The organism is Providencia sp. JGM181 (genome assembly GCF_018257375.1).
GTDB lineage: Bacteria > Pseudomonadota > Gammaproteobacteria > Enterobacterales > Enterobacteriaceae > Providencia > Providencia lanzhouensis.
The window spans coordinates 1-24,646 of record NZ_JAERJY010000042.1; the positions used below are offsets into that span (position 1 = coordinate 1).

General features: G+C 44.3%; 23 protein-coding genes. 15 read left to right on the top strand and 8 right to left on the bottom strand.

The features are described from left to right. The 9 genes from JK188_RS07860 to JK188_RS07900 form a co-directional block, all read left to right on the top strand. Positions 1–664: hypothetical protein (locus JK188_RS07860; protein ID WP_211888633.1), on the top strand; the 664-nt coding region annotated here is incomplete at its 5' end. 149 nt (positions 665–813) lie between these two features. Next, positions 814–1,464: a 23S rRNA pseudouridine(2457) synthase RluE gene (gene rluE / locus JK188_RS07865; protein WP_211885879.1), complete on the top strand. Its 651-nt coding sequence runs from the start codon at positions 814–816 to the stop codon at positions 1,462–1,464. Further along, complete coding sequence (locus JK188_RS07870; protein WP_211885880.1) at positions 1,457–1,906, top strand: NUDIX domain-containing protein; 450 nt, start codon at positions 1,457–1,459, stop codon at positions 1,904–1,906. The genes rluE and JK188_RS07870 overlap by 8 nt, the downstream gene beginning before the upstream one ends. Before the next feature lie 83 nt (positions 1,907–1,989). Beyond that, positions 1,990–3,111 (top strand): tRNA 2-thiouridine(34) synthase MnmA, encoded by a 1,122-nt coding sequence (mnmA, locus tag JK188_RS07875; RefSeq protein WP_036953133.1) that lies wholly within the window; start codon positions 1,990–1,992, stop codon positions 3,109–3,111. A 2-nt stretch (positions 3,112–3,113) separates the two neighbouring features. Continuing rightward, positions 3,114–3,740 carry a high frequency lysogenization protein HflD gene (gene hflD / locus JK188_RS07880; RefSeq protein ID WP_211885881.1) on the top strand — a complete coding sequence of 209 codons (627 nt, stop codon included), beginning with the start codon at positions 3,114–3,116 and terminating at the stop codon, positions 3,738–3,740. 17 nt (positions 3,741–3,757) lie between these two features. Further along, a complete protein-coding gene (gene purB, locus JK188_RS07885) occupies positions 3,758–5,128 on the top strand; it encodes an adenylosuccinate lyase (protein WP_154627130.1) in 1,371 nt (456 codons plus the stop codon). Between the two features lie 209 nt (positions 5,129–5,337). Continuing rightward, entirely contained in the window at positions 5,338–6,012 is a 675-nt protein-coding gene (gene phoP / locus JK188_RS07890; protein WP_211885882.1) for a two-component system response regulator PhoP, read from the top strand. Between the two features lies 1 nt (position 6,013). Next, entirely contained in the window at positions 6,014–7,471 is a 1,458-nt protein-coding gene (gene phoQ, locus JK188_RS07895) for a two-component system sensor histidine kinase PhoQ (protein ID WP_211885884.1), read from the top strand. Positions 7,472–7,628: 157 nt separating this feature from the next. Then, positions 7,629–8,753: a ribosomal protein uL16 3-hydroxylase gene (locus JK188_RS07900; RefSeq protein WP_211885892.1), complete on the top strand. Its 1,125-nt coding sequence runs from the start codon at positions 7,629–7,631 to the stop codon at positions 8,751–8,753. 86 nt (positions 8,754–8,839) lie between these two features. Here the strand turns inward: JK188_RS07900 and pepT are convergent, their stop codons facing one another. Then, positions 8,840–10,084: a peptidase T gene (gene pepT, locus JK188_RS07905; RefSeq protein ID WP_036953126.1), complete on the bottom strand. Its 1,245-nt coding sequence runs from the start codon at positions 10,082–10,084 to the stop codon at positions 8,840–8,842. Between the two features lie 230 nt (positions 10,085–10,314). Here pepT and JK188_RS07910 point away from each other — a divergent pair, with 230 nt between their 5' ends. Continuing rightward, positions 10,315–11,025: an SDR family oxidoreductase gene (locus JK188_RS07910; RefSeq protein WP_211885894.1), complete on the top strand. Its 711-nt coding sequence runs from the start codon at positions 10,315–10,317 to the stop codon at positions 11,023–11,025. Between the two features lie 61 nt (positions 11,026–11,086). Here the strand turns inward: JK188_RS07910 and cobB are convergent, their stop codons facing one another. Beyond that, a complete protein-coding gene (cobB, locus tag JK188_RS07915) occupies positions 11,087–11,905 on the bottom strand; it encodes a Sir2 family NAD+-dependent deacetylase (RefSeq protein ID WP_211886428.1) in 819 nt (272 codons plus the stop codon). A 289-nt stretch (positions 11,906–12,194) separates the two neighbouring features. Here cobB and JK188_RS07920 point away from each other — a divergent pair, with 289 nt between their 5' ends. Beyond that, positions 12,195–12,692: a TIGR00645 family protein gene (locus tag JK188_RS07920; protein WP_154603597.1), complete on the top strand. Its 498-nt coding sequence runs from the start codon at positions 12,195–12,197 to the stop codon at positions 12,690–12,692. Positions 12,693–12,762: 70 nt separating this feature from the next. Here JK188_RS07920 and JK188_RS07925 read toward each other — a convergent pair whose 3' ends face one another. Beyond that, positions 12,763–13,740: an alpha/beta fold hydrolase gene (locus JK188_RS07925; RefSeq protein ID WP_211885902.1), complete on the bottom strand. Its 978-nt coding sequence runs from the start codon at positions 13,738–13,740 to the stop codon at positions 12,763–12,765. A gap of 208 nt (positions 13,741–13,948) precedes the next feature. On the opposite strand from JK188_RS07925, the gene JK188_RS07930 reads away from it, so the two are divergent. The 3 genes from JK188_RS07930 (at position 13,949) to JK188_RS07940 (ending at position 16,501) form a co-directional block, all read left to right on the top strand. Next, positions 13,949–14,557, top strand: a complete 609-nt coding sequence (locus JK188_RS07930) for a TetR/AcrR family transcriptional regulator (RefSeq protein ID WP_211885904.1) — start codon at positions 13,949–13,951, stop codon at positions 14,555–14,557. Between the two features lie 31 nt (positions 14,558–14,588). Then, the gene (locus JK188_RS07935; protein WP_211885906.1) at positions 14,589–15,770 is read left to right on the top strand and encodes an SGNH/GDSL hydrolase family protein; all 1,182 of its coding nucleotides are present in this window, start codon (positions 14,589–14,591) and stop codon (positions 15,768–15,770) included. A gap of 179 nt (positions 15,771–15,949) precedes the next feature. Then, on the top strand, positions 15,950–16,501 hold the full coding sequence (locus JK188_RS07940; RefSeq protein ID WP_211885908.1) for a class IV adenylate cyclase: 552 nt from the start codon (positions 15,950–15,952) through the stop codon (positions 16,499–16,501). Between the two features lie 54 nt (positions 16,502–16,555). On the opposite strand, the gene lolE is transcribed toward JK188_RS07940, so the two are convergent. The 3 genes from lolE to lolC are packed head-to-tail and all read right to left on the bottom strand — an operon-like array spanning position 16,556 to position 19,699. Next, positions 16,556–17,803, bottom strand: a complete 1,248-nt coding sequence (gene lolE, locus JK188_RS07945) for a lipoprotein-releasing ABC transporter permease subunit LolE (RefSeq protein ID WP_211885920.1) — start codon at positions 17,801–17,803, stop codon at positions 16,556–16,558. Continuing rightward, entirely contained in the window at positions 17,803–18,504 is a 702-nt protein-coding gene (lolD, locus tag JK188_RS07950) for a lipoprotein-releasing ABC transporter ATP-binding protein LolD (protein ID WP_211885921.1), read from the bottom strand. Before lolD ends, lolE begins: the two co-directional genes overlap by 1 nt. Next, positions 18,497–19,699 (bottom strand): lipoprotein-releasing ABC transporter permease subunit LolC, encoded by a 1,203-nt coding sequence (lolC, locus tag JK188_RS07955; protein ID WP_211885923.1) that lies wholly within the window; start codon positions 19,697–19,699, stop codon positions 18,497–18,499. The genes lolD and lolC overlap by 8 nt, the downstream gene beginning before the upstream one ends. Before the next feature lie 227 nt (positions 19,700–19,926). Here lolC and mfd point away from each other — a divergent pair, with 227 nt between their 5' ends. After that, positions 19,927–23,373 carry a transcription-repair coupling factor gene (gene mfd / locus JK188_RS07960; RefSeq protein WP_211885925.1) on the top strand — a complete coding sequence of 1,149 codons (3,447 nt, stop codon included), beginning with the start codon at positions 19,927–19,929 and terminating at the stop codon, positions 23,371–23,373. A gap of 79 nt (positions 23,374–23,452) precedes the next feature. Here mfd and JK188_RS07965 read toward each other — a convergent pair whose 3' ends face one another. Then, the gene (locus JK188_RS07965; protein WP_211885928.1) at positions 23,453–23,815 is read right to left on the bottom strand and encodes a tetratricopeptide repeat protein; all 363 of its coding nucleotides are present in this window, start codon (positions 23,813–23,815) and stop codon (positions 23,453–23,455) included. Positions 23,816–23,826: 11 nt separating this feature from the next. Then, positions 23,827–24,429, bottom strand: a complete 603-nt coding sequence (gene umoD, locus JK188_RS07970; RefSeq protein ID WP_036953106.1) for a UmoD family flagellar biogenesis regulator — start codon at positions 24,427–24,429, stop codon at positions 23,827–23,829. Positions 24,430–24,646 lie beyond the last annotated feature (217 nt).

The window sequence follows — 24,646 nt, forward strand, 5'->3', positions numbered from 1 at the left end:
AGGTGAATATATGGAAAAGTTATCAGACTTAATCAATTTCAAGCAAAAAGCATTTTCACAGCATCCTTTTTTTCACAATCCTATTGACCCATCGTTACCCATCAAGGAGTCACTGGCGTTCCTACCCAAAATAGCTTTCTTTATCTTGGCGTTTGGGGACATTAATAAATACATCCTTCCCTTTGAAAATCCTCAAGATGATTTAGAAATTGCGGTGAATAATCATGCGTTAGAAGATTCGGATCACTGGTATTGGTATATCGATGATCTCCGCACATTGCGTATGAATGAGCCACAACTTTTTACAGATACCTTAGTATGGTTATGGTCGCCACAAATGGAAGCTAACCGTAAGCTCACCTATGAATTGGTCAGCGCCATTGCTAATCAGCCCGCCCAAATTCGCTTAGCTATCATTGAAAGCATAGAATCAACGGGACGCGTATTCTTCACGTACATCAATCAAATCGCTAAATTATCTCCTGTACCACTTAAATATTGCGGTGATCTTCACTTAGCTCACGAATCCGGTCATACGATGGGCAGTGATGCAGAATTAATTGATACCATTAATTATACAGATGAAGAACACGCTCTTTGTGTACATTTGATAGAGAAAATATTTATCGCTTTCTCTCGTTTTATCGATGAAATAAATCAGTAAGTCACAAATCAATATCCGATAAATTAAGGGAGAGCTACTTGCTGATTGCTATATCTCTCCCTTAAATAACCCACCCAAACAGCCTTACTTTATCGACAAAATATCGCTATTCTATTGCGCATTACATGAATGACTCTCAATAAAATATTATGAACGCACCTAACCGTAACCGCACCAAGCACACATCCTCACCGTCAAAGCAACGTCGTTCATTGCCAACGAATTCATCTTCTCGCGTGGCTCGTCCAACTCAGCCACGCAAAGTGATTATTTTTAATAAACCGTTTGATGTGTTGCCGCAATTTACGGATGAGCAAGGGCGAGAAACGTTAAAAAACTATATCCCTATCTCCGATGTCTACGCCGCAGGGCGCTTGGATAGAGACAGTGAAGGTCTGCTCGTTCTCACTAATGACGGCAAATTACAAGCTCAGCTTACCCAGCCGCAGAAAAAAACCGGAAAAATCTACTATGCTCAAGTAGAAGGCATTCCCGATGAAAGCGCACTTGCAAAATTTCGTCAAGGATTAACCCTAAATGACGGACCCACCCTACCCGCAGGCATTGAGTTAGTCAGTGAGCCAGAATGGTTATGGGCGCGAGTTCCACCGATCCGTGAGCGTAAGAACATTCCCACTTCTTGGTTGAAGATCACGCTTTATGAAGGACGAAATCGGCAAGTTCGTCGTATGACTGCCAATATTGGTTTTCCCACATTGCGATTAATACGCTACGCCATGGGGAATTTTACGCTCGATAACTTATCTTCCGGCGAATGGAAGGAGGTCTCTGTTGTTTAAGCCCAATGTTACCGTTGCCACCATTGTCCATGCCCAAGGACGTTTTTTAGTGGTCGAAGAGTGGGTGAATAATAAACCCACATGGAATCAACCCGCAGGACACCTTGAAGCCGATGAAACATTAGTGAAAGCTGCCGCCCGCGAACTGTATGAAGAGACTGGCATTATTGGCGAACCGCAGGCATTAATTAAAATTCACCAGTGGATAGCCCCCGATAAAACCCAATTTATTCGCGTCTTATTCTCTCTTGAACTGGATGCTCCCTGCGAAACCCATCCCCATGATGATGATATCAGCGCTTGTCATTGGGTTAGCGCAGAAGAAATTCTGACTAGCCAATGCCTTCGATCCCCTTTAGTGGCCCAAAGTATCCTCTGCTACCAAGAGGGTACTCACTATCCTTTGAGCGTTTTGGCCGCCTTCGGTGACCATTACGAGTAACATTATTCTCCTAACGCTGGTGCAACAAGGGGGCAACGTGCTAAAGTATGGGGCTTGATTTTTCCGCATTGAGACTATTTCCCATGTCAAATAACAGTACCAAATCAGATAACAGCCAAATTAAGGTCATCGTCGGTATGTCCGGTGGTGTTGATTCATCCGTTTCCGCTTACCTGCTCAAGCAGCAAGGGTATCAGGTGGTCGGTCTGTTTATGAAGAACTGGGAAGAAGACGATAACGAAGAATACTGCACTGCAGCGACTGACCTTGCAGATGCACAAGCGGTATGCGACAAACTCGGTATCGAACTGCGCACCATCAACTTTGCCGCTGAATATTGGGACAATGTATTCGAACACTTTTTAGAAGAATACAAAGCCGGTCGTACCCCAAACCCAGATATTCTGTGTAACAAAGAGATCAAATTTAAAGCGTTCTTAGAGTTTGCTGCCGAAGATCTGGGCGCAGATTATATTGCAACGGGTCACTATGTGCGTCGCCGTGATGTTGACGGCAAAAGCCAGCTATTACGGGGCTTAGACAATAATAAAGACCAAAGCTACTTCCTGTATACCCTCAGCCATGAACAAGTGGCAAAAAGCTTATTCCCAGTGGGTGAATTAGAAAAACCTGAAGTACGTCGCATCGCTGAAGAAATTGGCTTAGTGACTGCGAAGAAAAAAGATTCTACCGGTATCTGCTTTATTGGTGAGCGTAAATTCCGCGATTTCCTCGGACGTTATCTCCCTGCTCAACCAGGTCCAATCGTCACCGTTGACGGTGAAACCATTGGTCAGCACGAAGGGTTGATGTACCACACATTAGGTCAACGTAAAGGGTTAGGCATTGGCGGCACCAAAGACGGTTCTGAAGAGCCATGGTATGTAGTCGATAAAGACGTTGAAAAAAATCAATTGATTGTAGCGCAAGGCCATGAGCATCCACGTTTAATGTCTACAGGCTTAATTGCTCAGCAATTAGATTGGGTTGATAGACAAACATTAACTGAGCCATTGCGCTGCGTGGTGAAAACCCGTTACCGTCAAGCGGATATCCCTTGTACAATCACCCCATTGAGCGCCGAGAAAATCCAAGTCACTTTCGATTATCCGGTTGCAGCTGTTACTCCGGGACAATCTGCGGTATTTTATATCGACGAAGTCTGCCTCGGTGGCGGCGTTATTGAAGCCCGTATTCAGGAGTAAATGTGGCTAAAAACTATTACGATATCACGCTAGCCTTAGCGGGTATCTGCCAAGCAAGTCTGATGGTACAAAAGCTCGCTCATGAAGGTACCTTTAATGAGCAAGATGGTAAAACCATGGTCGATAGCCTGACCAACATGAATCCATCCAGCACGCTGGATGTATTCGGTAATGACGAAGCAAATTTAAAAACCGGTTTAACTGCCCTGCTGGGTATGTTGACCGGGGGTAATAGCGGGATCTCTGCTGAGATGACCCGCTATATGCTTAGCATCATGGCGCTAGAGCGCCGCTTAAGCAAAGATGACAATGCCATGAACCAACTCGGTCAACGAATTGAGCAATTTGAGCGTCAAGCCAGCTATTTCGAACCGATGTCTGAAGGTGTTTTTAACGCACTCGCCGGAATTTATGTGGATGTAGTCAGTCCAGCAGGTCCTCGAATTCAAGTGACAGGCTCCCCTGATATTCTGAAAAACACCGTTGTTCAAGCCAAAGTTAGAGCCACATTGCTCGCAGGTATCCGCTGCGCAGTTCTCTGGCAGCAAGTTGGTGGAAGTCGCCTCCAACTGATGTTTTCTCGAAGCCGTCTGTCTAATCAGGCGAAACAAATTTTGTCTCACCTATAAATCTGGAGTTGCTACCAATGGAATTATCCTCACTGACCGCTGTATCCCCGATTGACGGCCGTTACGGTGATAAAGTCAGCGCTTTACGCACTATTTTTAGTGAGTTTGGCTTACTGAAATTTCGTGTGCAAGTTGAAGTTCGCTGGCTGCAAAAACTGGCTGCAACCGCTCAAATCAAAGAAGTTCCTTCATTTGATGCTGACGCAATCGCTTACTTAGATGAAATCGTCGCGAACTTCTGCGAAAAAGATGCAATGCGTATCAAAGAAATTGAACGCACAACTAACCACGATGTTAAAGCAGTAGAGTATTTCCTAAAGGAAAAAGTGGCGCACATTCCTGCATTGCATGCGGTCTCTGAATTTATTCACTTTGCTTGTACTTCTGAAGACATCAACAACCTGTCCCACGCATTGATGCTGAAAACTGCTCGTGAAGAGGTTTTACTGCCACAATGGCGTCAAATTATTGATAAAGTTAAAGCAATGGCGCACGAATACCGTACTTTACCTTTACTGTCACGTACTCATGGTCAACCAGCAACACCATCCACTATTGGTAAAGAATTTGCTAACGTTGCGTACCGTTTAGAGCGCCAATTCCGCCAGTTAGAGCAAGTGGAAATCTTAGGTAAAATCAATGGTGCGGTCGGTAACTATAACGCCCACATTGCCGCTTACCCGGAAGTTAACTGGCACGAATTCAGTGAAACATTCGTGACCTCACTGGGCATTCAATGGAACCCGTTCACTACCCAAATCGAACCGCATGACTATATCGCAGAACTGTTTGATTGTGTTGCGCGTTTCAACACTATCGTGTTGGATTTTGACCGTGATATTTGGGGCTACGTTGCTCTAAATCACTTTAAGCAAAAAACGATTGCGGGTGAAATTGGCTCATCCACTATGCCGCACAAAGTTAACCCTATCGACTTCGAAAACTCGGAAGGTAACTTAGGTTTAGCAAACGCAGTATTAGGTCATTTAGCAAGCAAATTGCCGGTTTCTCGCTGGCAGCGTGACCTGACTGACTCAACCGTTCTGCGTAACTTAGGTGTCGGTTTAGGCTATGCCCTGATTGCTTACCAATCCACAATGAAAGGCTTAAACAAGTTAGAAGTTAACGAACAGCACTTACTGGATGAATTAGATCAAAACTGGGAAGTTCTGGCTGAGCCAATCCAGACCGTAATGCGTCGTTATGGCATCGAAAAACCGTATGAAAAACTGAAAGAATTAACTCGTGGTAAACGCGTTACCGCTGAAGGCATGAAGCAGTTTATCGATGGTTTAGAGCTTCCAGAAAGCGAAAAAGAGCGTCTGAAAGCAATGACGCCTGCCAACTACATTGGCTATGCCGTTAATTTTATTGATGAAATCAAGTAATCAATAATGATTAAAACGGGCGGCATTCGTGTCGCCTGCTTTTTTTCTATTTATTTGTTTAGCCCGCTTTCCAAAAAATCTCAGATTTGACTATTTTTCCGATCTGTTTGACTTATATTTAGTTAAGATCTTGTTCCCTATCCCATCTCTTTCTACCATACTCATTATAATATTATCATTTGCATGCTTTCTTTATGTGAGGTTCTCAGATGCGCATTCTTATCGTCGAAGATAATGCCCTACTTCGTCACCATTTAACGGTTCAACTCAAAGAGTTAGGTCATCAAGTGGATTCTGCTGAAGATGCAAAAGAAGCGGACTATTTCCTGAATGAAAGCCATCCCGATATTGCGGTAGTGGATTTAGGTCTTCCGGATGAAGATGGGCTTTCCATGATAAAACGCTGGCGCAGCAACCATGTCAGCATTCCGCTTCTGGTCTTAACTGCACGCGAAAGCTGGCAAGAAAAGGTTCAAGCGCTCAATAGTGGCGCAGATGACTATGTCACCAAACCCTTTCAATTAGAAGAGCTGGTCGCACGTATGCAAGCGCTGATGCGCCGTAACAGTGGATTAGCCTCTCAAGTGCTTGAGCTAGAAAACTTTATTATCGACCTTTCCCGTAAAGAATTTACGGTTAACGGCGAGTCAGTGAAACTCACTGCGTTTGAATACACCATTATTGAAACCTTGCTGCGCAATAATGGAAAAGTGGTCAGTAAAGACTCCCTCATGCGCCAACTCTATCCAGATGCAGAGTTACGAGAAAGCCACACTATCGATGTACTTATGGGACGTTTACGTAAAAAAATCCAACAGTTCCATGCCCAAGAAGTGATTGTTACTGTTCGAGGTCAAGGCTACCGTTTCGATGTGAACAGCTAATATGAAACTGCGTAAATTTAGGTTCAAACCCATCTCTTTACAGGCGCGTTTTATTTGTGCGACGTCAGCCGTCATTCTGGCGCTAACCCTCGCTTATGGGATTGTCGCTGTTGTGGGTTATTTGGTCAGTTTTGACCGAACGACCTACACGTTACTACGTAGCCAAAGTAACCTAATTTACAGCCTTGCTCAGTGGCAAGATAATAAAATTGATATTCGCGTTCCCCCAAACTTTACGTTGAATAACCCCTCTTTGATCATTATTTATGATAAAAATGGGCAAACCGTCTGGCGCCAACGTGAAGTCCCTAGCGTCGAACGTCTCATTCAACTCGATTGGTTGAAAAAGAATGGGTTATACGAAATTGATACCGATTTCGATGAAACGCGCCAATTGATGAACAATAACCCAGACTACAGCCATCGACTCAATGACATTGATAATATTGATGAGCCATTAACTCACTCCGTTTCAGTTAACCAATATTTAGAAACGGAAACGATGCCAGCGCTGACGATTGTCGTCGTCGATACGTTACCGCAAGACTTACAAAGCACTGGCGTTGTCTGGGACTGGTTTGGCTACGTGTTACTCGCCAACTTTATACTGGTGATCCCGCTATTATGGCTTGCAGCCTATTGGAGTGTACGCCCCATTAAGTCACTGATTTCGCAAATTAGTAGCCTCGAAAAAGGGGAACGCGAAACGCTGGATGAAAACCCGCCAGCAGAACTGCGAGGCTTAGTGCGAAACTTGAATATTTTGCTGAGCAACGAACGCAAACGCTATAGCAAATATCGCACTACATTGTCCGATTTAACTCACAGCCTAAAAACCCCGTTGGCGGTCTTACAATCCACATTGCGGCTTCTACGTTCCGGTAAACAGATGACCATCGAACAAGCAGAACCCATCATGTTGGAGCAAATTGGGCGTATTTCCCAGCAAGTTGGCTACTATTTGCATCGTGCCTCTAACCAAGGGGATGAAAACCTGATGTTACGGGAAATCGCATCGGTGCCGTCTATCTTGGATAGCCTCTCTAGCGCACTGCATAAAGTGTATCTCAACAAAGGTGTCTCCATCACCGTCGATATCTCCCCTGAAATCACATGGTTGGGTCAGCCTAATGATTTTATGGAAGTGATGGGTAATGTTATGGAAAACGCCTGTAAATACTGCCTTGAGTTTGTGGAAGTCACTGCCCTTGCCGATCATGATAGCCTAACCATTTTTGTCGATGACGATGGTCCTGGCGTTCCCGAAAGTAAACGCAGTATGATATTTATGCGTGGACAACGCGCCGATACCCTGCGACCGGGGCAAGGTTTAGGGCTATCGATAGCAGTAGATATCATCGACCAATATGATGGCGAAATTACCATTTCAGATAGTCCACTTGGGGGTGCTCGCGTCGCCGTCACCTTTAGGCAGCAAGCGGTGATTGAAGATAGTTAGGTCATTAACAAATGATAGCTAGGGCGGAAATGAAGATAATTCACTCATCCGTCAATGAAGATGGCTAATCTGTGAACTGACGCCCTCTAAGCCCTGTTTTACGATCCATTTCCGGTATACTATTTAGGAAGTTTTGTCATAACTAGGGAACAATAAGATGGATTATAAACTGAATCTTGACTGGCAGAGTTTTCTGGACAGTCATTGGCAGAAACGACCTCTGCTTATCAAACAGGGTTTTACGCGTTTTATTGATCCTATCTCGCCTGATGAACTCGCGGGATTAGCGATGGAAGATGAGGTTGATAGCCGTTTAGTCAGCCATCAAAATGGGCTCTGGCAAGTCGCCCACGGTCCATTCGAAAGCTACGACCATTTAGGTGAAAAAAACTGGTCAATCTTGGTTCAAGCCGTTGACCACTGGCACTACCCAAGTGCGCAACTGATGAAACCTTTCCGTGTCCTTTCTGACTGGCGTATGGATGATTTAATGATCTCCTACTCCGTTCCGGGTGGTGGTGTAGGTCCTCATCTCGACCAATACGATGTATTCATTATTCAAGGCGAAGGTCGTCGTCACTGGCGTGTTGGGGAAAAGATCCCAATGAAGCAACACTCCCCACATCCTGATTTACTGCAAGTGCAGCCTTTTGACGCCATTATTGACGAAGAGATGGAACCCGGTGATATCCTGTATATCCCACCTGGATTCCCCCACGAAGGTTATGCCATTGAGCCATCACTGAATTTCTCTGTCGGTTTCCGCGCGCCTAATGCTCGTGAATTAATGAGCAGCTTTGCTGACCATTTAATTTCCAATGATTTAGGCAGCTATCGCTACAGCGACCCTGACCTTTCTTTCCGTGATAATCCGGCTGAAATTTTGCAAGGCGAACAGATTAAGCTGCGCGAAATGATGGAATCACTGATTCATGATCCAGAGCTATTCCGTAAGTGGTTAGGTGAATTTATTTCTCAATCACGTCACGAGCTGGATTTGGCACCGCCAGAGCCGCCTTATGAACAAGATGAGATTTATAATTTATTGAAAGAACAGCAAGAAACTCTATATAAACTCAATGGGTTGCGTGCTCTTCGTGTTGGTGATCAGTTCTTTGTTAACGGTGAGTCTTTAGAGACTAAATGCTATGAAGCCGCTGATAGCCTGTGCCGTTTCGATTCCGTCAACCATGCAAATCTTGGTGATGCATTAGACGATGTCAATTTTATCGCCTTAATGACAGCATTGATTAATAGCGGATATTGGTATTTTGACGACTAATTAGTCCTATAATTAACCGCCAACAAACAGCAAATGCCCCGAATATCATCACATCGGGGCATTTTTATATTAAGAACGCATCAAAACTATTTATCAGTATTACGTTTTGCATGGATAGCGGTTAATTCCGCAATTCTCATAATCACGCTTACCGCCTGTTCCATTCCTTCTTGAGTAATAAACTCATGTTTACTATGGAAGTTATAGCCACCAGTAAAAATATTCGGGCATGGTAAGCCCCGGTATGATAACTGCGCACCGTCCGTTCCCCCACGGATAGGCTTAATAACAGGCTCAATATCACAGTCCAGCATCGCTTGTTTCGCTAATTCAACAACATGCGGATATTTCATCACTTCTTTATGCATATTGTAGTAGCTATCATCCAATGTCAGCTCGATATAGCAGCTTGGGTGCAGCCCTTCACCCACTTTTTCTGCGATACGAATAATATTTTTCTTTCTCGCTTCAAAATTGGCTAAGTCAAAATCACGGATAATATAGTTCATTTCCGCTTTTTCCACGTTACCTTTAATGGACGTTAAGTGATAAAAGCCTTCGTAACCTTCCGTATTTTCAGGTGTTTCATCCGCCGGTAACATAGAATGGATTCGCGTTGCTAAACCCAACGCATTGACCATCACACCTTTGGCGCTACCAGGATGGGTATTGTTACCCACAATTTTAATAGAGACGTTGGCAGCGTTAAAGTTTTCGAATTCGAGTTCACCGACACCACCACCATCAACGGTATAAGCCCAGCGAGCATCAAATTCTTTAAAATCGATATGTTGTGCACCACGACCAATTTCTTCATCTGGCGTAAAGGCAACACAGATTTTTCCGTGTGGAACATTTTGCCCTTCTAAACGCACAATCGCGGTAATAATTTCTGCGATACCCGCTTTATCATCCGCCCCTAATAAGGTTTTGCCATCAGTCATAATCAGCGTTTTGCCAATCATTTCGTGCAATACAGGGAACATAACGGGGGATAAAACTTCATCACCAATGCCCAGAGCAATATCGCCACCTCGATAATTCTCAAGTACTTGCGGGCACACATTTTTGCCCGAATAATCTGGGGCGGTATCCAAATGCGAAATGAAGCCTATCGCAGGCACATCCCAATCAACATTGGATGGCATGATAGCCGTTAAACAGCCATGTTCCGACAGCGTCACTTTTTCAAAGCCAAGGATATTTAATTCTTTGGCTAACGCGCGGGCAAATTTTAGCTGGCCAGTGCTACTAGGTACTGTTTTTGCATTCAGTTTTGATTGTGTATCAAACGCAGTGTATTCAAAAAACCGCTCCAAGAGTTTGTCCATACTTCCTCCCCCTAAATATCAATGGGGATATTATGGGAAAGATCACAGAAACAATTATTGTTTCAAATCAGATTTGCAGCTAAAGAGTGAGGAAGATAACTAATTAATTTAATTTATTGTTCATTTTGGGCTGCACTTTTGGATAACGCAACGCGTTAAGTAACATGTTATATAATGACTATCTTATATAACGAAATGCGCTATAGAATAATTTCTAAGGTGGGAATACGATGGCAAAAACATTTTTAATTTACGGTGTCAGTAAAGGGTTAGGTAAAGCATTAGTTGAAGGAGTCCCTGACCAAACTGATACTGTGTACGGTGTTTCTCGCACTGAACCACCTTTTGGTGATACGCAATTTCACTGGATACCCGCTGATCTTAGCGATACTCAATCGGCCTCAGTTATCAAAAAGCAGCTAGGCGAAAAACCCATTGATACCCTCATTTATAATGTCGGCATTTGGGAAAAGCTCGCCTTTACTGAAGAATATGATTTCGAGTCCACCAGCGATATTGAATTACTCACCATGATCCAGACCAATATCAGTGCTTGCCTGTTGAATTTGAAAGCACTTCTTAGCAACTTGCGTTTAGGCACCAATAGTAAAATTATTTTAATTGGCTCTACGTGGGGGTTGGATAATCATAATGGTAAAGAAGTCACCTTTAGCGCAACCAAATATGCCTTGCGTGGGATTGTACAATCACTGAGAGAAACCTTGCGCCAAGATAATATTGGCATTTCTATTTTGAATTTAGGTTATCTCGCCACGGAATATCCGTTATCTATGCCAGTGAATGAGGTGATTGAAAAAAGTGAAGGTGCGTTAATTCCGCTGCAAGATGTGGTGAATGCAGTGCGCTTTATTCTTAGCACCAGCAGCGCCACCTGTGTAAAAGAAATTACTATGCCCGCTATGTTAGATGAAAACGTGTGATATCAACCTAATTTGCTCCGTGCATATAAAAGGGAGCCAAAGCTCCCTTTTATATTTATTCTTAGCGGTTTAACTTTGCCAACAAGTCATCCACATATTCACTAACCACTTTACTCGCCAATCCATAATGGCGCTCTTCAAATTCGCTTTCCACTTGGCTTGGTTCTAAATTCAATTGCACGGTATGAGCGCCTTGTAAACGCGCTTCATGTACAAACCCTGCCGCTGGATAAACATGCCCCGATGTCCCGATAGAAATAAACAGCGTGGCTTCTCCAAGTGCTTGGTAGATCCTGTCCATTTCAAACGGCATTTCACCAAACCACACAATATGTGGGCGTAGTGGCTGCGGGAACTGGCAGCAGTGGCAACGCTCTTCTACGGATAAATCCCCTTTCCATTCAAGGACTTGATTTGACCAATTACAACGTACTTTTAATAATTCACCGTGCATATGAACTACGCGCTTGCTACCCGCACGCTCATGTAAATTATCAATATTCTGCGTCACTAGCAGGAATCTATCCCCTAGCGCTTGTTCTAATTTTGCTAATGCGTAGTGCGCTGCATTCGGTTGAATATTATCTTGTTGCAACTGGCGACGACGTTCATTGTAAAAGCGCTGAACTAATTGTGGATCACGAGCAAATCCTTCAGGTGTTGCCACATCTTCCACGCGATGCTCTTCCCATAAACCATCTGCCGAACGGAAGGTTTGAATCCCTGACTCTGCAGAAATACCCGCACCGGTTAATACAACCACGTTAATGTTTTGCATACTGAGCAGTCTATTATCAATGTAGTAAGAACGATTGCGAAGTCGCTGACGGCGTTTACATTTATTTTTACTTATTTTTTTCAATCTACGGCGAAATCGCAACATCGGAAATTTCCTTTCATCCTTGCAGTGAATTTGTCGGTATAAAAAGTGGAAATATAAACATGGTAAATTATGTTATTTATACATAATTTAGATAGTAACATACTAAACCCCTTCATCTCCTGCAAAGTAAAACAAATATCTCAATAACCTCGATTTAATAACTTTTTTATCATCAAAAAGACATTTTTTTCACTTTCAGATGACAAAAAACTTTATCCCCATCACACCTAACGGCTAAAATAGCCGCCATCTCACTATTTTGGTTTCTCTTATTTGAAGGATTTCCATGGAAAAGTTTTTTGAAAGAATGATGTACGCTTCACGTTGGATCCTTGCGCCCATTTATTTGGGACTATCACTGACATTGCTGGCGTTAACCATCAAATTTTTCCAAGAAGTATTTCATATTCTGCCCGATATTTTTAACATTCCAGAATCTGATTTGATCCTCACGCTGCTATCGCTGATTGATATGGCGCTGGTGGGTGGATTACTGGTAATGGTGATGTTCTCAGGGTACGAAAACTTCGTCTCCCAATTAAATTTATCTGATCATCATGAAAAGCTGAATTGGATTGGGACTATGGATGCAACGTCATTAAAAAATAAAGTGGCTGCCTCCATTGTCGCCATCTCATCCATCCACTTATTGAAGATTTTCATGAACCTCAAAAACGTCGAAAACGATAAGTTGATGTGGTACGTGATCCTTCATTTAACCTTCGTGCTGTCAGCGTTTGTGATGGGTTATTTAGATAAAATGACCAAGAAAGCGAAGTATTAATCTCTCTCAATACACGCAGTTTGGCATAAAAAAGGGAAGCTCACTGTAGCTTCCCTTCTTGTTTCAAATATTATTTTTTCAAAAACGGTAAAATGTGGCTCATCAACTGCTCAGGACACTCCTCCGTCACAAAATGACCGCACTCCCCCAGCATCGCCCCTTGTAATTGGGTTGCTCGCCCCTGTAATGTCAATTGTGGCGCATCTCGGGTTGCCTGATCCGCTCCAATCGCCAATACTGGCATGGTGAGCTTTTTCTGCGCTCGCTGTTTATTTTGCTCAATCGTCTGTGGAATAGCACGATAATAGGCAAAACCAGCTCGCAGCCCCCCCGGAGAAGCATACGCATCTATATATGTCTGCGCGGCAACGCGATCACGACGATAAGCCCAATTATCAAAAATAAAGTTAAGATACTCACGCTCTTTACCTGCCGTCAGCGTTTCCGGTAAATCTCGCACTTGGTTAAACATAAAATGCCAGAGGAAAATATTCTCCTCAGGATCAACGAAAATACTCGGTGCAGGTGCTAACCCTGGAATAACCGCTTCGGTTAAGGCTATCTTTTTCACGTCTGCGGGATAATCACTGGCCAGCGCATACCCTACCCACATGCCAATATCATGCCCTATCACTGAATAGTGAGTATGGCCCAGTTGCTTCATCATTTCGTGCAATGTGGTTGCGGCAGCGCCCGTATCATAACCACTTTCTGGCTTATCAGAATACCCTGTTCCCAATGGATCAACAGCAATAGCGGTATAACCATTAGCAGCGAGATCCGTCATCACATATCGCCACGTGTACCATGTTTGTGGCCAACCGGGGATCAATAAAACTGGCTCACCTTCCCCAGCGGTAACATAGTGAAGGCGCTGCCCGTTCACTTTCACATAGTGATGTTTAAAGCTGGTCTCATTCGCTTCAATGGTTGGAGGCGTAGCACTTTTGGCTGTATGAGTTAGGTTTCCTGCTGCTAACGTAGCTGTTGCTTGCAAAGAGAGCGTCATCAGAGAAACGAGTAACACCTTTTTAAATACCGAATTCATATTTGTTCCATACACTTTTATGTGGGTAAAAAGCCACTCATTCACGAGTTGCATTAATTGTTTGTCGATCAACAATGAATAGGTTAAAGGTTTTTTTAATTCTTTGTCAATCGATAAAGAATAATTATTTGTCATTCGACAAAGAAGTGATAGTATGAACGCATTCTCATTCAGCGCATCATTATCATGTTTTAAGGGGATCATAGTTATGGCGGGAAGACCAAGAGAGTTCGACCGAGACGCGGCATTGAATAAAGCTAAACTTGTCTTTTGGCAGCGCGGTTATGAAGGCACGTCGATGTCAGATTTAGTCTCAGCTCTGGGCATCGCTTCTGCTCGTATTTATGCGGCATTTGGCTCGAAAGAAAATCTATTTCGCGAAGCTATCGCCCTGTATCTAAGCCAAGAAGGCGCTTTTGCAGATACCGCGTTACAAGAGCCTAATACGCGTCTAGCAATAACACAGTTATTAACCCAAGCTGTCGAAACTTACACCCAACAAACGCATCCACAGGGGTGCATGGTAGTTTTATCACTGACCAACTATGCCAGTGAAAATGAAAACATTATGTCTTGGCTAGCGAATTACCGGAAAGACCGTACCACCGCCATCATACAACGTTTAAATAAGGGTGTAACTCAAGGAGATTTACCCAAGGAAACGAACACCCAAGCACTTGGCGATTATATATCGACACTATTTCACGGCATTTCGATTCAAGCTCGCGACGGGGTGAGTAAAGCTCAGTTGCTCGCGATGGTTAACGTTGCTATGACCGCGTTTGATTCTTTTATCTCAACATCAACTACCCACTGATTATTCGCTTCAATTTTAGGAAAAAATCGCTATGTCCTCATTCGGTTCATCTCCCAGTCATGCATGGGTTTGCACATGGCTTTCAACATCTCAACCCACCACCGGAGAGGCATTTCCGTTTCCATTGGAGATCCCAACCTTATTGAATAACCAAACCCTACAACAAGCGCTGCGTATCACATTAGGCGGGCAGCAGTTACGCCTTGTGTTTTCGAATCGTTATGGCTCTCAAGCCTTAGCATTAGGTGAAAATGCCATTGTTGTAAACTCACCATCTGGCAAATCATGGAGCGCACCTGTTCTGTTTAATGGACAATCTGGTGTTTCTATCCCCGCAGGACAAGTAGCGTACAGTGATGAAATCATTCATCCTATTGACGATTTGTCTGAAGTCACCCTACGAACCTATCTACCGGATCCTACGCTTGTAGAGACTTTTCATTGGGATGCGCGACATTATTCTCAACTAACATCGGGTAATGATGTTCACTCCAAAACAACGAAAGAAAGCCTACCAATTAGTTCGCGCTTATTATTAGAAGCTGTTGAAATTCAGAATCAGGCGCCAAGCCAAGCGATTGTCGTTATTGGCGATTCCATGGTGGATGGCAACGGTGTCGAAATGGGAACTTATCACCGTTGGGTGGATTTTTTTGCTGAACGTGCCGTTTCTCAGCACACAGCGGTGATCAATGCAGGGCAATCGGGTTCTCGCTTACTCAAAGATGGTATTGGCATCAGTACATTATCTCGCTTTACTCGGGATGTTATTGAGCAAGCTGGCGTAACCACTTGCATTGTACAAGTGGGTCTCAATGATATTGGGCTTGCACAAACCGCCCTAGCGCCTGCGGATATGATGCCTTCCGCTAGCCAGTTGATTGAAGGTTATCGTCAATTACTTGATATGGCGCATCAGCATAATATTCGCGTCGTCGGCGTCACTCTTGTTCCGTTACGTTGTACAGACGAATATGGATTAGATAACTTCTATGCCCCCGAAAAAGAAGCTATTCGCCAAGAATTAAATGAATGGATACGCACTAGTGGTGAATTTGACGTATTAATTGACACAGAACAACTTGTGCGCGACTCACAAAATCCTCAGCAATTAGCATTAATCTATGATTCTGGCGATCATCTCCACCTTAACCACGCAGGGCATCTGTTGGTTGCGAATTCGATTTCCCTTGATGCTGTTATTGGAGTTTAAAACAGTCATTAGCATTGAAAACCTTAGCATTGAAAACCATAGGTACGAGAATAGCTTTTCGTACCTAATTATTCCGCTATTCTTTGATACGGCTTAACATTATCTTCAGCCACGCCATCATTCCCTATGTTACTATCCACTCACCTAATCCATCATTTAAAACAGCCTTGGATAACAGAATGAGTGACCATTTTGTCGGGAAATTTGAAGCCGAAATTAAGTTCAAACTACCCAATTCTGACACTTTTCTTAAACAGCTTATCAATGATAACGCTGAAGCATTTACCGTAAATAATCATGAAGTTGATGACTTTTTTGATTATCAAGATGGGCAGTTAACAGCACAAAATATCAGTATGTCCGTGCGGGAGATGACGCCGTCTGGGATCAAACTCTGGATAGTCAAAGGACCAAGCAGCTCCGAGTGTAAAGCGATTGATATTGCAGACTGCCAACATGTCAAAAGTATGCTGAGTACCTTGGGATATCAATGTTACCTAACGATTGCAAAACAGCGCAGCATCTATTTTCTGGATGACATTCATATCACCATTGATGACTTAGAAGGTATTGGTTGGTTTGCTGAATTTGCGATTATGACGGACGATGAGAGCGAGTTAGACAACTTGTACACCAAATTACTGTCTACCGCGCAACACTATGGTTTTACAGAAGCATTAATTGAAACTCGCAGCTATAAGCAGATGTACCTTGAGAATTTGATGAAATAGCCTTAGATAACATGATGAAATAAGGCGCGACTGTTTCCACTCGCGCCTTATTGATTACTGACCGCTTAGAATACGCGCTGGATCTAACTTACTTGCGCGTCTTGCTGGATACCAGCTGGCTAATAAGCTCAGAACAACCGTGGTGAACAGCACGTAAATCACATCCATCACATGCAATTCTGAAGGCAGAAAGTCAATAAAATAGACATCCCCTGATAAGATAGGATGACCGATAATCACTTCAAGTCCCTTAATCATCGTGGTTAAATTCAGGGAGATTAATACCCCCAGCACCACGCCGATAAGTGAGCCAACCAGCCCTCCGATTAACCCGTACCACAGGAAGATAGCACGAATTTGCCTATCTTTTGCCCCTAATGTCCTCAGTACCGCAATATCGCTGCTTTTATCTTTAACTGCCATCACTAGCGTGGAAACGATATTAAAACAAGCGACCCCGATGACTAAAATCATCGCCAAGTACATAACACTGCGAACCACTTGAATGTCGTTGTACATATAGCCGTAATCACCTATCCAGCTTTTCACCACCACATGATGCATGGTTTTCAGCCCAGCGTCATACACCACTTTATCAGCTTCGAAAGGATCTTTAGCTTTAATCTCAAAACCGCTAATGCCGTTTCCATAACCGAGATATTCCTGTGCATCCGCCAGCGGAACTAAAGCAAGCTGATGGTCGAGTAATCCACTTAAACGGAAAATCCCCGTTACTTGGACACGAATACGCTTAGGCTGCTGAATTTTCATGCTGTCATCGGTATTCGGAATCATAATTGTTATCCAATCCCCGACTTTTACATTCAGCGAATTTGCCACCCCTTGCCCTAAAATGATTGACTGTTTACCCGCCTCAAAATGTTGCCACGCATCATTTAGGATAAACTCAGGCAATGCACTGACTTGGGATTCCGTCTCGTGAGAAACGCCCATAATCTGGATGGCTTTCAGGTTCGCACCACGTTCAAGTAGCCCCGTGAAATTCACATAGGGGCTGACCCCTTGCACACCCGGCGTTTTGCGGATCACATTTTGGGCGAATTCCCAATCTTGATAAGGGGCTTCAACGGCGTAGATTTGCCCGTGAGGCACCACCGAAAGCACGCGGTTATTCAGTTCTCGCTCAAAGCCATTCATGGCACTTAAACCGATAATTAATACCGCAACACCTAAAACAATCCCGAGGGTCGAGACAATCGACACCAAAGACACCATGCCTGTCCTACGGCGTCCTCGGCTAAATCGCAATGCCGCTAATAGCGTCAGAGGCATTTTAATCATTACATTGCCCCCAACGTAATTTCCTGTTGCAGATGACCATCCCGCATTTCTAAACGGCGGGATAAACGGCTCGCCAGTTTCATATCATGAGTGACCACTAAAAATGCCGTTTTTTGCTTACGGTTTAACTCACCCAGTAATTCAAAAATGGCATCCGCATTACGCAAATCGAGGTTACCTGTTGGTTCATCCGCCAGCACTAACGCTGGGTCATTCACCAATGCGCGGGCAATCGCAACACGTTGGCGCTCACCACCGGATAATTCAGATGGACGGTGATTAGCTCGGTGCTCTAACCCTACCGCTTTTAACATTTCAGTGGCTTTAGCAAACGCCGTTACTTTCGCCACACCGCCAATTAACAGTGGCATCGCCACATTTTCCAATGCCGTAAAATCAGGCAATAAATGGTGGAATTGATAAATAAAACCGAGGTCTTTATTACGAATTGCCGCACGGGCGTCGGAAGAAAGCTGGTTAATCTGCTGCCCACGGAAAATGACATTCCCTTGGGATGGCGTATCTAACCCGCCAAGTAGGTGCAATAAGGTACTTTTACCGGAACCAGAGCTACCTACGATAGCCATAGTTTCGCCTTCATTCATCGTGAAGCTGACATTCTTTAACACTTCTGTGGAGAGTGCGCCTTCTTGATAAATCTTACTTAAATGTTCACAGACCAGAAGTGGTTGATTATTCATATCGTAAAGCCTCAGCAGGTTGTACCGCTGCCGCACGCCAAGAAGGATAAAGCGTCGCCAGCAAAGAAATCAGCATCGCGCACAGCGCAATAATTAAAATACCCGGATAGTCGAGTACAATCGGGAGTGACACTCCCCGCGGTAATAAGCCAATTAACGGCATAATTACGTTCAATTGGCTCGATAGCAACGTACCCAACACGGTACCAATCAATGTACCTATAATGCCCGCGCCGGCACCTTGGATCATAAAGATAGTCAGAATTTTGCTACGTTTGAGCCCCAAGGTTTTCAAAATCGCCACTTCGCCTTGTTTTTCCATGACTAATAAGGATAACGACGTAATGATGTTAAAGGCCGCCACCGCGATAATCAGGCTCAGCAGCAGACCCATCATGTTCTTTTCCATTCTTACTGCTTGGAAAAATTCGCCTTTACGCTCACGCCAATCTGTCCAAACTAACCCTTCCGGTAGTGTCTGTTTGCTCGCCACATCCACTTGCAGAGGTTCGTCCAGATATAAACGCCAGCCAGTAATATTTCCGGTTGGGTAACGTAGCATTCTCGCTGCATCAGGCTGAGCAACAATCAATTCGCTCGTATCCGCTTCGCCATTGGTTTGAAAAATACCCGCGACCGTAAATAAACGCTGGCTGGGTATACGCCCCATAGGGGTTAATTGGCTCACACCGGGAATAATCAAGCGCACTTGGTCACCGCGTTTTACGCCAAGAGTCTCCGCCAGTCGATTACCGAGAAAAACGTTGTATTCCCCATCGATTAAATCACGGCGATCCCCGCTTATCAGCTTATCGAGTAATAAGGAAGATTCATCGGAACGAATTCCCCCCATCATGCCCACCCCCACGTTAGTTCGGCTTTGTAAAACCACTTCCGACTGAACAATCGGCTCGATTTTCTTAACGCCTTTGAGGTTTTTTAAGTCCGTGATGGGATGTTGATTGGGATCGATATTTCCGGTATTTGAGGTCAATATGGCCTGTGGCATATAAGCAAGTATGCTATCTTGTAACGAACGTTCAAAACCATTCATCACAGACGTCACGGTGATCAATGCCGCAACACCAAGGGTTATGCCTATCGCCGACAAGCTGGACACAAAACGTCCAAATTTATCGACCGCGCGCCCACGCATATAGCGCAGACCTATAAAGAGTGAGACAGATTGATGCATGAAAACGTAATGTCCCTGTTGCCAAAGCGAAGTGTTCAGGGATAATAAAGGGTACGATTGATGAATGGAACCACCCAACCGCGCTTTTGTGGTTTTTTTTATTATAAATACTATTTGTTTAGATCACTTTCAGACTACTCAATGAGTTCTGTGGGTCGTTTAATTAATTTTTAATTGCCTAACTAATCATTAATTAACTAGTTAGCTATGAGAAGCTGAATATTTCTATGTCGTCAAATTATCGTTATGAACTGCCCAGTCGTGCTGGAGATGTCCGCCATTTAGGCTGCTTAATTGGTGCTGCGGGTCCCTTAGAATGCGCAGAAATGATTGAACGCCATCAAGGTCCTGTGGTGATTGTCACGCGTGATATGCAAAACGCATTACGTGTTCGTGATGAACTTCAACAGTTTACCCAACACCCTATAGAGACACTATCGGATTGGGAAACGTTACCTTACGATAATTTTTCGCCGCATCAAGAAATCATCTCTCACCGTTTATCCACTCTATACCGCTTACCAACCCTGCAAAAAGGGGCGCTGATCCTCCCCGTTAATACCTTAATGCAGAAAGTATGCCCTGCTGATTTTCTAACGGGGCATGCCTTAGTGATGGCTAAAGGCGATAAGCTCTCGCGCGATAACCTACGAGACGAACTGGATAAAGCCGGATACCGCCATGTTGAGCAAGTCCTTGAGCATGGGGAATATGCGATTCGCGGTGCATTACTCGACTTATTCCCAATGGGTAGCGACCTGCCATTTCGTATCGACTTTTTTGATGATGAAATTGATAGCCTACGCACCTTTGACGTCGATACCCAACGCACTTTAGAAGAAGTCAGCGCAATCAACTTATTGCCTGCTCACGAATTTCCGACCGATAAAGACGCTATCGAGCGTTTTCGTAGCCAATGGCGCGAACGCTTTGAAGTTCGTCGTGATCCGGAACATATCTATCAGCAAGTGAGTAAAAACACCCTGCCAAGTGGAATTGAGTATTGGCAGCCGCTGTTTTTCGCTGAACCGCTACCTTCTTTATTTGAATACTTACCCGCTAACACCCTGTTTGTTTCACAAAATCTGCAAGAACCCGCAGAGCGGTTCCAGCAAGATACTCAGCAGCGTTATGAAAGCCGTGGTGTTGACCCAATGCGCCCATTGCTTCCCCCTGCAGAGTTATGGTTAACCGTCGAACAACTGAATCAGAACTTAAAAAATTGGCCTCGGGTACAGCTGTCTACGGAAAAATTACCGAAGAAAGCTGCCAATACTAATTTAGACTATCAGCCACTTCCAGATATTAGCACCCAAGGGCAAAGTAAAAACCCACTGGAAAAACTGCGGCAGTTCACCGAACAGTTTGATGGCACGATTGTGTTCTCCGTAGAAAGTGAAGGACGTCGAGAAACGGTGAGTGAATTACTCGCACGCCTGAAAATCCGCCCTGAAATTATCAGCAATTATTTTGGTCAAACCCAAGACCGCTTTGCCATTACGATTGGTGCAGCTGAGCACGGTTTTATTCAGCCAGAGAGCCACCGCGCATTAATTTGCGAAAGCGATTTACTGGGTGAGCGAGTTGTTCGCCGCCGCAGTGACCAACGCCGCACCATCAATACCGATACGCTCATTCGTAACCTTGCTGAGTTACGCCCGGGGCAACCCGTGGTTCATATTGAGCATGGTGTCGGACGCTATCAAGGCTTAATCACCTTAGAAGCGGGAGGTGTTCCCGCCGAGTATTTGATTCTCACCTACGCAGGCGAAGATAAACTGTATGTCCCTGTTTCTTCATTACATTTAATTAGCCGTTATGCAGGTGGAGCCGATGAAAATGCACCGCTGCATAAGTTGGGTAGTGACAGTTGGGGACGCGCTCGCCAAAAAGCGGCGGAAAAAGTACGGGATGTGGCAGCCGAGCTTCTGGATATTTATGCTCAGCGAGCTGCAAAAGCCGGATTCGCCTTCAAACATGATAAAGAGCAGTACCAAGAGTTTTGCCAAGGTTTCCCATTCGAAACCACCACCGACCAAGAGATGGCAATTAATGCAGTACTGAGTGATATGTGCCAGCCGCTGGCAATGGATCGCTTAGTCTGTGGCGATGTGGGCTTTGGTAAAACAGAAGTCGCCATGCGCGCCGCATTTTTAGCGGTCAACAATAATAAGCAAGTGGCTGTACTGATTCCTACCACGCTATTAGCCCAGCAACATTATGATAATTTCCGCGACCGCTTTGCCAATTGGCCAGTACGTATCGAAATGCTATCGCGCTTTAAAACGGCCAAAGAGCAACAACAAATTATTAGCGATGCCGCCGAAGGTAAAGTGGATATTTTGATTGGTACCCATAAATTGCTACAAAGCGATATTCAATGGAAAGATCTGGGTTTGCTGGTAGTGGATGAAGAGCACCGCTTCGGGGTTCGTCATAAAGAGCGCATTAAAGCGATGCGCGCTGACGTGGATATTCTGACCTTAACGGCGACGCCAATTCCACGCACCCTCAATATGGCGATGAGTGGCATGCGAGATTTATCAATTATCGCAACCCCTCCCGCTCGTCGCTTAGCTGTAAAAACCTTTGTTCGCCAATATGATGATTTAGTGGTGCGCGAAGCGATTCTGCGGGAAACGTTACGCGGCGGTCAGGTTTATTATCTTTATAATGATGTGGAAAATATCGAAAAAGCCAAAGCCCGTCTTGAAGCTTTAGTGCCAGAAGCGCGATTTGTTGTGGGTCATGGGCAGATGCGTGAGCGCGAACTTGAGCGAGTCATGACAGATTTCCACCATCAACGGTTTAATGTCCTGATCTGCACCACGATTATTGAAACGGGTATCGACATCCCAACCGCAAATACCATTATTATTGAACGTGCAGACCACTTTGGTTTAGCGCAGTTGCATCAGCTACGCGGTCGTGTGGGTCGTTCCCATCACCAAGCTTATGCTTACCTGCTGACGCCGCATCCAAAAGCCATGACCACCGATGCGCAAAAACGCCTCGAAGCGATTTCGTCTCTTGAAGACTTAGGGGCTGGTTTTGCACTGGCGACCCATGACCTTGAAATTCGTGGAGCTGGCGAGCTATTGGGGGAAGACCAAAGTGGGCAGATGACCACCATCGGTTTCACCTTATATATGGAGCTACTCGAAAGTGCGGTCGATGCACTGAAAGAAGGACGCGAGCCATCCCTAGAGGATCTCACCAGTCAGCAAACTGAAGTGGAACTGCGTATGCCAGTACTTCTGCCTGATGAATATATCCATGATGTGAATATCCGCCTGTCTTTCTATAAACGTATTGCCAGTGCTAAAGATCAGACCGAACTGGATGAGCTGCGTATCGAACTCATTGACCGCTTTGGTACTTTACCTGATGCAGGTAAATTCTTGCTGTCAACAGCTGGCATTCGTTTACAAGCGCAGAAACTGGGCATGAAGCGGATTGAAGCTCATGAAAAAGGCGGATTTATTGAATTCAATGAACGCAACAAAGTCGACCCGATGTTCTTAATCAGCTTACTGCAAAATCAGCCGAAAACGTTCCGTATGGAAGGTCCTGTCCGTTTGAAATTCTTCCACGATTTAGCCGACAGAGCGACGCGTTTAGACTTTATCAAGCAGCTAGTCGCTGATTTTGATGAGCATCAGCTAGCGTCATAAGCCAGAAATTGACAACAAAAAAGCCATCGATTCATTATGTTTCGATGGCTTTTTTTATGTGGTTTTAACCAATAAATGACTACTTTTTATTCTCTATCGAATGACCTATCACTTCTAAGTGCCCCAGAGCATCGCTATTGCCCTGCGCCGCAGATTTTTGGAACCATTCTAAGGATTGGTGAGAGTCATCAGATAAACGCTCACTGGTTTCATACATCATTCCCATCATATATTGCGCTTGAGCATGCCCTTGGCTAGCGGCTTTCAGATACCACTCAATGGCTTTTTCCTCATTCTCTTCAACCCCTTCCCCCACATCATATAGAGTACCAATCTCGTACTGCGCATCGAGGTCACCACTTTTGGCTTTCAACATGAGTTCATTAAATGAGGGGATATTGCGTGACCTGAAACCTAAAAATTCCAGTAATTTTTTCAGCATGCTTTCTCTTTCTACTCAAACATTCCAAAGGTATTTTTACCCGTTTTAACTTCCAGTACGGTAGACGGTTGGTAAGCTTTTGGTAGGTCATCTGGCTTCATACAGTAGAATGGCAAAATGCCTTTTGCCCCTTCACGTAGGGTTTCACATGCCGCTTTACTGGACATGGTTAAATCTAACTGCCCATTTTCATTTAGAGGAATAAACACCGTTGGCTCATACGGCATTCTCACTTTACCAATCGTATCGCCAATACGGTAAATCACATCATAACCCACAATAATCTGCTCTAAACTTTTGGTGATCACACACGTTCTTGGTTCATTGCTGGAGAATGGAGGTAGCGACCTGCCTTGTAAGGATTGGATCATCAAAATGGTTCTGCATTCGCGTTGCGCAGGATGCCAACGAGATAACGACTCTTGCGTGAATGTGCCTAGAATGCCCGTGACCGAACAGTTTTCATGTTCCACCATACGCGTTGCTCTAATGGGTTCGGTAGATAAAACAGTGGCAATTTTCACTTCATCACTGCGCACAAAAGAGAAATAAACGACAGCAATTAGGCAAACAACAACGAATGCGGCTAACAACAACTTAATTTTTAGCTTCATCGCTTGCCCTTTTTTAAATAGTGAGTGTGTTAGCTATTGTAGCTTATCTAGTATCAACTACATTAATTACATACAATAAATATGGTTTTTTAGATTAGTCTGAGTATGAGACATACATCTTATTTACTTACGCGTAATAAGTTTACCGTGAATAGTCGTAAATAATTAACTAAATCCATTTCAATATATTACACCAAATAAAAAGCCCACCTACTAC

Coding starts and splice junctions, on each gene's coding strand:
- rluE (WP_211885879.1), top strand. CDS start 814: ATGAACGCACCTAACCGTAACCGCACCAAGCACACATCCTCACCGTCA.
- mnmA (WP_036953133.1), top strand. CDS start 1,990: ATGTCAAATAACAGTACCAAATCAGATAACAGCCAAATTAAGGTCATC.
- purB (WP_154627130.1), top strand. CDS start 3,758: ATGGAATTATCCTCACTGACCGCTGTATCCCCGATTGACGGCCGTTAC.
- phoP (WP_211885882.1), top strand. CDS start 5,338: ATGCGCATTCTTATCGTCGAAGATAATGCCCTACTTCGTCACCATTTA.
- phoQ (WP_211885884.1), top strand. CDS start 6,014: ATGAAACTGCGTAAATTTAGGTTCAAACCCATCTCTTTACAGGCGCGT.
- JK188_RS07900 (WP_211885892.1), top strand. CDS start 7,629: ATGGATTATAAACTGAATCTTGACTGGCAGAGTTTTCTGGACAGTCAT.
- pepT (WP_036953126.1), bottom strand. CDS start 10,084: ATGGACAAACTCTTGGAGCGGTTTTTTGAATACACTGCGTTTGATACA.
- JK188_RS07910 (WP_211885894.1), top strand. CDS start 10,315: ATGGCAAAAACATTTTTAATTTACGGTGTCAGTAAAGGGTTAGGTAAA.
- JK188_RS07920 (WP_154603597.1), top strand. CDS start 12,195: ATGGAAAAGTTTTTTGAAAGAATGATGTACGCTTCACGTTGGATCCTT.
- JK188_RS07925 (WP_211885902.1), bottom strand. CDS start 13,740: ATGAATTCGGTATTTAAAAAGGTGTTACTCGTTTCTCTGATGACGCTC.
- JK188_RS07930 (WP_211885904.1), top strand. CDS start 13,949: ATGGCGGGAAGACCAAGAGAGTTCGACCGAGACGCGGCATTGAATAAA.
- JK188_RS07935 (WP_211885906.1), top strand. CDS start 14,589: ATGTCCTCATTCGGTTCATCTCCCAGTCATGCATGGGTTTGCACATGG.
- JK188_RS07940 (WP_211885908.1), top strand. CDS start 15,950: ATGAGTGACCATTTTGTCGGGAAATTTGAAGCCGAAATTAAGTTCAAA.
- lolE (WP_211885920.1), bottom strand. CDS start 17,803: ATGATTAAAATGCCTCTGACGCTATTAGCGGCATTGCGATTTAGCCGA.
- lolD (WP_211885921.1), bottom strand. CDS start 18,504: ATGAATAATCAACCACTTCTGGTCTGTGAACATTTAAGTAAGATTTAT.
- lolC (WP_211885923.1), bottom strand. CDS start 19,699: ATGCATCAATCTGTCTCACTCTTTATAGGTCTGCGCTATATGCGTGGG.
- mfd (WP_211885925.1), top strand. CDS start 19,927: ATGTCGTCAAATTATCGTTATGAACTGCCCAGTCGTGCTGGAGATGTC.
- JK188_RS07965 (WP_211885928.1), bottom strand. CDS start 23,815: ATGCTGAAAAAATTACTGGAATTTTTAGGTTTCAGGTCACGCAATATC.
- umoD (WP_036953106.1), bottom strand. CDS start 24,429: ATGAAGCTAAAAATTAAGTTGTTGTTAGCCGCATTCGTTGTTGTTTGC.